This window comes from Vibrio sp. V42_P2S4T144 (genome assembly GCF_009904715.1).
GTDB lineage: Bacteria > Pseudomonadota > Gammaproteobacteria > Enterobacterales > Vibrionaceae > Vibrio > Vibrio alginolyticus.
In genome coordinates, this window is the sequence record NZ_WXWS01000224.1 from 1 (window position 1) to 6,583 (window position 6,583).

General features: G+C 42.7%; 9 protein-coding genes. 3 read left to right on the forward strand and 6 right to left on the reverse strand.

The features are described from left to right. Positions 1–570: thymidine kinase (locus CAG68_RS07975; protein WP_161440986.1), on the forward strand; the 570-nt coding region annotated here is incomplete at its 5' end. 61 nt (positions 571–631) lie between these two features. Here CAG68_RS07975 and CAG68_RS07980 read toward each other — a convergent pair. The 3 genes from CAG68_RS07980 to CAG68_RS07990 are packed head-to-tail and all read right to left on the reverse strand — an operon-like array spanning position 632 to position 2,991. Further along, a complete protein-coding gene (locus CAG68_RS07980) occupies positions 632–1,270 on the reverse strand; it encodes a YdcF family protein (protein WP_042522048.1) in 639 nt (212 codons plus the stop codon). After that, complete coding sequence (locus tag CAG68_RS07985; RefSeq protein ID WP_025766873.1) at positions 1,267–2,094, reverse strand: NAD-dependent epimerase/dehydratase family protein; 828 nt, start codon at positions 2,092–2,094, stop codon at positions 1,267–1,269. The genes CAG68_RS07980 and CAG68_RS07985 overlap by 4 nt, the downstream gene beginning before the upstream one ends. Positions 2,095–2,112: 18 nt before the next feature. Beyond that, positions 2,113–2,991 (reverse strand): LysR family transcriptional regulator, encoded by an 879-nt coding sequence (locus tag CAG68_RS07990; protein ID WP_025766872.1) that lies wholly within the window; start codon positions 2,989–2,991, stop codon positions 2,113–2,115. 89 nt (positions 2,992–3,080) lie between these two features. On the opposite strand from CAG68_RS07990, the gene CAG68_RS07995 reads away from it, so the two are divergent. Then, positions 3,081–3,527: a PACE efflux transporter gene (locus tag CAG68_RS07995; protein WP_042522041.1), complete on the forward strand. Its 447-nt coding sequence runs from the start codon at positions 3,081–3,083 to the stop codon at positions 3,525–3,527. A 43-nt stretch (positions 3,528–3,570) separates the two neighbouring features. Here CAG68_RS07995 and CAG68_RS08000 read toward each other — a convergent pair whose 3' ends face one another. Beyond that, entirely contained in the window at positions 3,571–3,804 is a 234-nt protein-coding gene (locus CAG68_RS08000; RefSeq protein WP_005387662.1) for a TIGR02647 family protein, read from the reverse strand. Between the two features lie 299 nt (positions 3,805–4,103). Here CAG68_RS08000 and focA point away from each other — a divergent pair, with 299 nt between their 5' ends. Next, a complete protein-coding gene (gene focA / locus CAG68_RS08005) occupies positions 4,104–4,964 on the forward strand; it encodes a formate transporter FocA (RefSeq protein WP_005378146.1) in 861 nt (286 codons plus the stop codon). An 85-nt stretch (positions 4,965–5,049) separates the two neighbouring features. Here focA and CAG68_RS22480 read toward each other — a convergent pair whose 3' ends face one another. Together CAG68_RS22480 and CAG68_RS08010 are read right to left on the reverse strand one after the other, a co-directional pair. Beyond that, complete coding sequence (locus CAG68_RS22480; protein WP_254903806.1) at positions 5,050–5,175, reverse strand: hypothetical protein; 126 nt, start codon at positions 5,173–5,175, stop codon at positions 5,050–5,052. 366 nt (positions 5,176–5,541) lie between these two features. Further along, positions 5,542–6,354, reverse strand: coding sequence for an ABC transporter permease (locus CAG68_RS08010; RefSeq protein ID WP_054574026.1), 813 nt, complete (start codon positions 6,352–6,354; stop codon positions 5,542–5,544). Between the last annotated feature and the right edge of the window lie 229 nt (positions 6,355–6,583).

Here is a 6,583-nt window from a genome sequence, read left to right on the forward strand (position 1 = left end):
ATGTATTTCTATTACTCAGCAATGAATGCGGGTAAATCAACAACGCTTCTTCAATCCTCTTTCAACTATCAAGAACGCGGCATGACGCCAGTTATTTTTACGGCTGCGCTAGATGATCGTTTTGGTGTCGGTAAAGTGAGCTCTCGTATTGGTCTTCAATCTGACGCACATTTATTTCGTCAGGATACCAATTTGTATCAAGAGATCGCAGATCTGAATGAGGTTGAAAAACGTCACTGTATTCTTGTTGATGAGTGTCAGTTCTTGTCGAAAGAACAAGTTTATCAACTTACTGAAGTCGTTGATAAGTTGCATATTCCAGTATTGTGTTACGGCCTTCGCACCGATTTTCTAGGCGAACTTTTTGAAGGCAGTAAGTATCTATTATCTTGGGCAGACAAGCTGGTTGAGCTCAAAACAATCTGCCATTGCGGCCGCAAAGCGAATATGGTTATTCGTACCGATGAACACGGCGTGGCAATTAAAGAAGGCGATCAAGTTGCGATCGGCGGTAACGATAAGTATGTCTCCGTATGCCGCCAACATTACAAAGAAGCGCTCGGTAAATAAGCCGTATTGATATAGAAAAGCCACCGTACTTGGTGGCTTTTTGTTTGTCGGTTAGAAAAAGCTAGACTAAGTCAAAACCAAATCGCTCGAGTAAAGCCTGGTAAGAAGATTCGACTTGCTGAGGGATGTTCTGCTCGGTTTGAAATCCTTTCTCTGGATAGCTTTTCACGCGAGAGAAATCTTCCATTAGTGCTTCTAGCACCATCATTAATGGCATGTCTTCATTAATGTACTCAAAAAATGGAAGAGCCGCAGAGCTTACTTGGAGCTGAGTGTAGGGTGACTGCCACTGTTTTTCAAATGTCGCGATTGCTCTACGCTCCATAAACGGTTTTTGTACCAGAATAAACGAGGAACACTGTTTTCCTTCCTCTTTTAATCGTTGCTCAGTAAAGCGAACGTTTTCTCCACTGTTTGTGGATTTAGTCTCGAGCAAAATTGCTTCACTTGGAACGCCCGACAACTTTGCAATCTCGGCAAAGGTTTCTGCCTCGCTTTTTTCAAACAGTCCATCTGTGAAGCGACCTTCACCCCCTGAAAATACAATCAAAGGTGCCAACTTTTGGTGGTAGAGCTTGGCAGCGTGCTCCGCTACACGCACATCATTACTGCACATCACAAACAAACAGTCCGCAGGTTTCAGTTCATGTTTGAGTTGCATGTAATCCCAAAGCGTTTCTATATGTCTATAGAGCCTCATAGCGCATCCAAAGTTGAATTGAAGTGAAATCGATAACCAAGTGAGAGTAGTTTGTCAGCCAGAATACGCTTGTCAGCTTGCTCTGTGACGGGTGGAAGAGGTATCTCACTTCCGATTTTGTTTATGGCAGCTTGGTAGAACTCAGCCTTGCTGACAGTATGAGGTGTAGTAACGTTAATGACTTGGTTGCTTAAATTGCCTAAGGCAAATTTCGCAGCCGAGACAGCATCATCTTGATGAAGCATATTAGCTGGTGCTTTACGACTAACTTGTTGAAGCCTTGCTGCAAAGCGAGATGGGTGTCTATCTGGCCCGATTAATCCGCTACAACGTAGAATAACAAAGTTAATATTCGAGTCGATAACATGCTGCTCTGCTTGAAGCATAATACGTGCATTGTCAGAGAAATAAGGGCTTTCGGCTGCTAAAGAGAGTGACGCGTCAGCTTCTTCCATATCGGAAGCAAGGTTAGGGTAAACCGTGGTAGAGCTGATCATGAGAAGTTTTTCAACGTTGTTTTGCTTAGCTGCGTTGGCAAGTATTTGCCATTGCTGTGCATATTCTTGACCGCGTCCTTTACGAAATCCTGGAGGAAAAGCACCGATAACGTGCGTAATTTGATGCTGTTTGAGCAGCTCATCTAGCCGTGCTGTGGCGTTCAATTGATTGAAATCGAACAGTGCGGAGTGAGTTAATGAGGTGGGTAACTCTTTTAATCGAGTTTGGCTACGACGAGTGACGACAACATAGTGTCCATCTTTCATCAATGTTTCTGCTAGCGGAGTTCCGAGCCAGCCTGCACCTACGATCAATGTATTTGCCATTTGGGTCTTCCTACTTACTTATGTCTGCCCGAATAGGTTGAGCAGTTCTGCTTTGGCTTGTTGATGGAGGGGATCTGAATGCCATTTCTGGTGCTGAATAAGGTCAACATTGACTTGCCAAGCCAGTTTTGTGAAATCATCCCCAACTTTTTTTAATGTATTAGGTGAATACGCGACTAAATGCTGTGGTAGAAAGCACCAACCAAACCCTTTATTCGCCAATTCCAACAAAATATAGTAGTTATCAGCGTACCAGATATCTGGGCTAAATGCTTGATTGAGACCACATGGCTCTGCACTTTTGGATCGTATGACCAATTGACGATGTTGTTTTAGTTGATCAATGTGAGTGATTTGCTGCTTTGCTAAAGGATGCGTTGAAGAGACATAGACATCAAATGCAATATTGCCAAGATTGGTGAAATCGATGTGCCTTGGCATTTGTAAATCACTCAAAATAATCCCAGTCGTGGCGCGTTCCGACTTAACCAATTCAATGATATCAGGGCTTGATGCCGTTAAGCATTCAACTTGTAAGTGTGGAAAGCGTTGCTCTAACTTCTTTAGCACATCCGGCAAGCGAGTCAGAGGAATCCCTTCATCAATAGCTAAGGCTAATTTGTTCGTTGGCGTGGAAAAGAGCTGCGATGCCCTATTGTTTAGGCGGTCGAGTTGGCTGATTGTTGCTTGTGCATAGGGTACGAGAGCGAGGCCATTCTCAGTTAATTTAGGGTACCTGCCTGATCGATCGAAAAGCTCAACACCACAGTCGATCTCCATATTCATGATGTGCTGGCTCACTACAGATTGAGCTCGCCCCAGTTTTCTAGCTGCTCCTGAAAATGATCCTGCTTCTGATGTAGCAATGAAAGCTTGCAGTTGTTCGATGGTAAACATATCGCTTAAACCGATGGTATCTAACTTTTGGTTATCTAAATGATAGATAAAATTCTAAGCATTGAGTAGAACTATTTGGACAGAGAAATATGACTCGTAACGAACGAATTTTTCATGCAGTACTTTTTGAGTTAATCGCACTCGCGATTATTGTACCAGCGGCTTCATTGATCACTGGAAAGGGTTCTAGTGATCTCGCGTTGGTTGGGGTCGGGTTGAGCATGTATACCGTGATATGGAACTACATCTACAACTTGTATTTTGATAAGTGGTTTGGTGACAATCGAGCTGAGCGAAGTTTAGCGATGCGGCTTGGACACACTATTGGTTTCGAGGGAGGATTAATCTTTATCTCTCTACCTGTGATTGCCTGGTTCTTAGAAATTACGCTTCTTCAAGCTCTGATGCTGGAAGCCGGCTTCCTCGTTTTCTTCCTATTTTATGCCACTGGTTTTAACTGGTTGTATGACAAGGTTCAACCATTTAGCAAAATGAAAAAGCGATTATTGCCACAGGCATCGACAGGAAAAATATAGGACTAAAAAACGCCACCGAGTTCGGTGGCGTTTTTTGTTCAAATTACACAGACAGAACTCTCAAAATCTTATCTGCATGTTCTGCAACTTCAATGCCTTCGTCTGTTAGATAACCACCGTCAGGCTGTGTACAAAGTTGCTTCTTATATAGACGAGCAACGGCTGCCTGCATTTCTTCTGACGCGTCTGTATGAACTTTAATACCAGTTGCAGCACTACTTAGGTCGAACTGAAGAAGTAGATTCAATTCGGCGATATGTTCAGCTGAATATTTCATAAATGATTCCTTTGCGCTTTTTTTACCAAGCTAGTCTGAAAAGTAGCGTTGGGCAACATTCAACGACAAGAAGTGTTAAGTATGGCGCTATCAGGCTGATATAACGCAGGATCTTTGTTCGAAATGCCGAATACTTGTTAAGTATCAATGATACTTACGGTAGCGAATGATAGGCGCTATTTATTGCTTGATCTCCCAATAACAACGATTTTAGTAAACACGCCAAACAGCACTTGAAAAAATAGGGAAATAGAGCGATTATCCGCGCCTCTTTAAATGTTTCTAAATGTTACACCAGAATGAACTTTAATCAGTTTGACTCACTATTACCGCCACAAGCTGCGGAACGCGCGGCTGAAGTGGGGGTAGGCAAAGCAACGAAAGCTCCAATCAAATCTTTTCTGCTCGCCATTTCTGCGGGGCTTCATATTGGTATTGCTTTCATCTTCTATACCACGGTAACGACAGGCGCAGGCGAGCTGCCTTGGGGCATTACACGACTCATTGGTGGTCTGGCATTTAGCCTTGGTTTGATTTTGGTGGTGGTTACTGGCGGCGAGCTTTTCACTAGCTCTGTGCTGACACTAGTTGCGCGTGCGAGTGGAAAAATCTCTTGGCAAGCACTTATCAAAAACTGGTTGGTGGTTTACTTTGGCAATATGGTTGGGGCCATTTTGCTCGTGGCCTGTATGCTAGTTACCAAGCAATATATGTTTGATCATGGCCAAGTTGGTCTTAACGCGATGGCGATCTCCCAACACAAATTACATCATGGTTTCTTTGCTGCTGTTGCGCTTGGCATTATGTGTAACGTATTAGTTTGTATTGCAGTTTGGATGACGTTTAGTGGGCGAACATTGACAGATAAAATAGCGGTCATGATTTTGCCTGTGGCTATGTTCGTGTCGGCAGGTTTTGAGCACTGTATTGCGAACATGTTCCAAGTACCTATGGCGATTGGTATTAAGTACTTTGCGCCAGAAGCGTTTTGGCAAATGACAGGGGCAGATATTGCAAACTACGCGGACTTAAACATGATGGGGTTCATCGTAAACAACCTAATTCCAGTTACGATAGGAAACATTATTGGTGGTGGCGTATTTGTTGGCATGTGGTATTGGATGATTTATCTACGCGATGAAGATAACCATTTGCGATAAGTTTAGAAGATCACAAGAAAGGCGAACCAGATGGTTCGCCTTTCTTTTTATTTGTCTCTGCAAATGTCAAATAAGTCGAGTCATGCTAAATCAACTCTTCGTTGATGCCAAAATCGGTTGGGAGCCAATGAGAAGTTACTTCCTTTGGTTCTTGAACTAGCCAATCCAGAGGTGCATCGGACAGGAGTTCATCGTAATTTTCTTTGATCATTAAGACATCCATGTACGTCTCTCCAAGTTTGTGGTCACTGCCTTTACTTTAAAATTAGAACATGTCAGTCACGTGATCAATGCATGACGATTCGATTGATCACTTATGTTGCTATGTTTCTGGTTGCGTATAGGTTTTGGGGGCTTATCCACATTTTCTGTGGATAACCTGTATCAAAGGTCGTGCGTATCTAAACTTACAAAGAAAATTTCATAAAATTAGAGGCTTATATCAAAAAGAACTCTACCTGACTTTTCATCTGAAAGCGTCTTGATGAGTGCTCGAAGAATAGTTGAGTTATTCAGTTATAAGTACGTTCGACTTGGCGACATGAGTTGTTTAACGGGCTTTACCCACAAGCGCCAACTAACCGTGAGTTTTGGTCGATTCGGGTTGCTCGATTTTTATCTTGATTCGGCCTTCTTTGGTTTGTACCCAGCGCAATGTCATTTCTAACGTTATGGTTACGGAGGCACTCAACATGACGAAAATAGCCAGCATAATTACTAACTGGTATTTAATCGCAACCATCGGGCTCGCGCCACCTAGAATTTGACCGGTCATCATACCCGGTAAGGTAACCAGCCCTGTAGTGGCCATAGAAGCTAAAGTCGGGGCAAGGGACTTTCTAAGAGCATCCTGAATGAAGGGGAAGGATGCGTAGCGAGGAGAGGCTCCAAGTGAGATTGCAGCCTCATATTCTGCTTGTCTCTGCTCAAAAGCCGTAAACAAATTCTGAAGAGCGATGATATTACTACTCAAGCTGTTACCCAATAACATACCAGCAAGTGGGATCATGTACTGCGCATTGTAAATAGGGGATGGTTGCACTAAGCCTGCTGTAATTGCTATCAGAAGTGGTATTAGACCACAGGTAAGGCCCGTTAGTAGCGGAAGCATAAGTGGCTTTTTAGGTAAGCGAGCTTTTCCCGCAATTGAGCTGGCACCAATCAGTAGCATGATGGCAAGCCAAAGTATATTGACAAGTAAGCTGTTTAATTGAAAAAGATATTCTAAATACACGCCAATCAATATGAGCTGAAGTGTCATTCGGATAACACTGATTATGGTGTCTTTTGCTATCCCTAATTTGTAGCGGGCATTGATAAAGAAGGGGACCAATAAAATCAAACCAAACAGTGCCAGTTTGACCCAGCTTATATCCACCACGTTATCCATAATCGCTCCTTGAAAATACGCGAATAATTGTATCTAAGCCTCCCCTTTATATGAACCACTATGTGCACTTTTTGCTGTTCTTAAAGTAAACCTTGAGTGCTATTTTAGACATTAATACGCAGCATTCTGTTTACAAGTGGTTATCTTTTTCGGAGTTTTTAAGTCGATTTATGGCATGGTAATTACGATTTAAATGTGATCGATGTTTCTTAAATGTTGGTTATTTAAC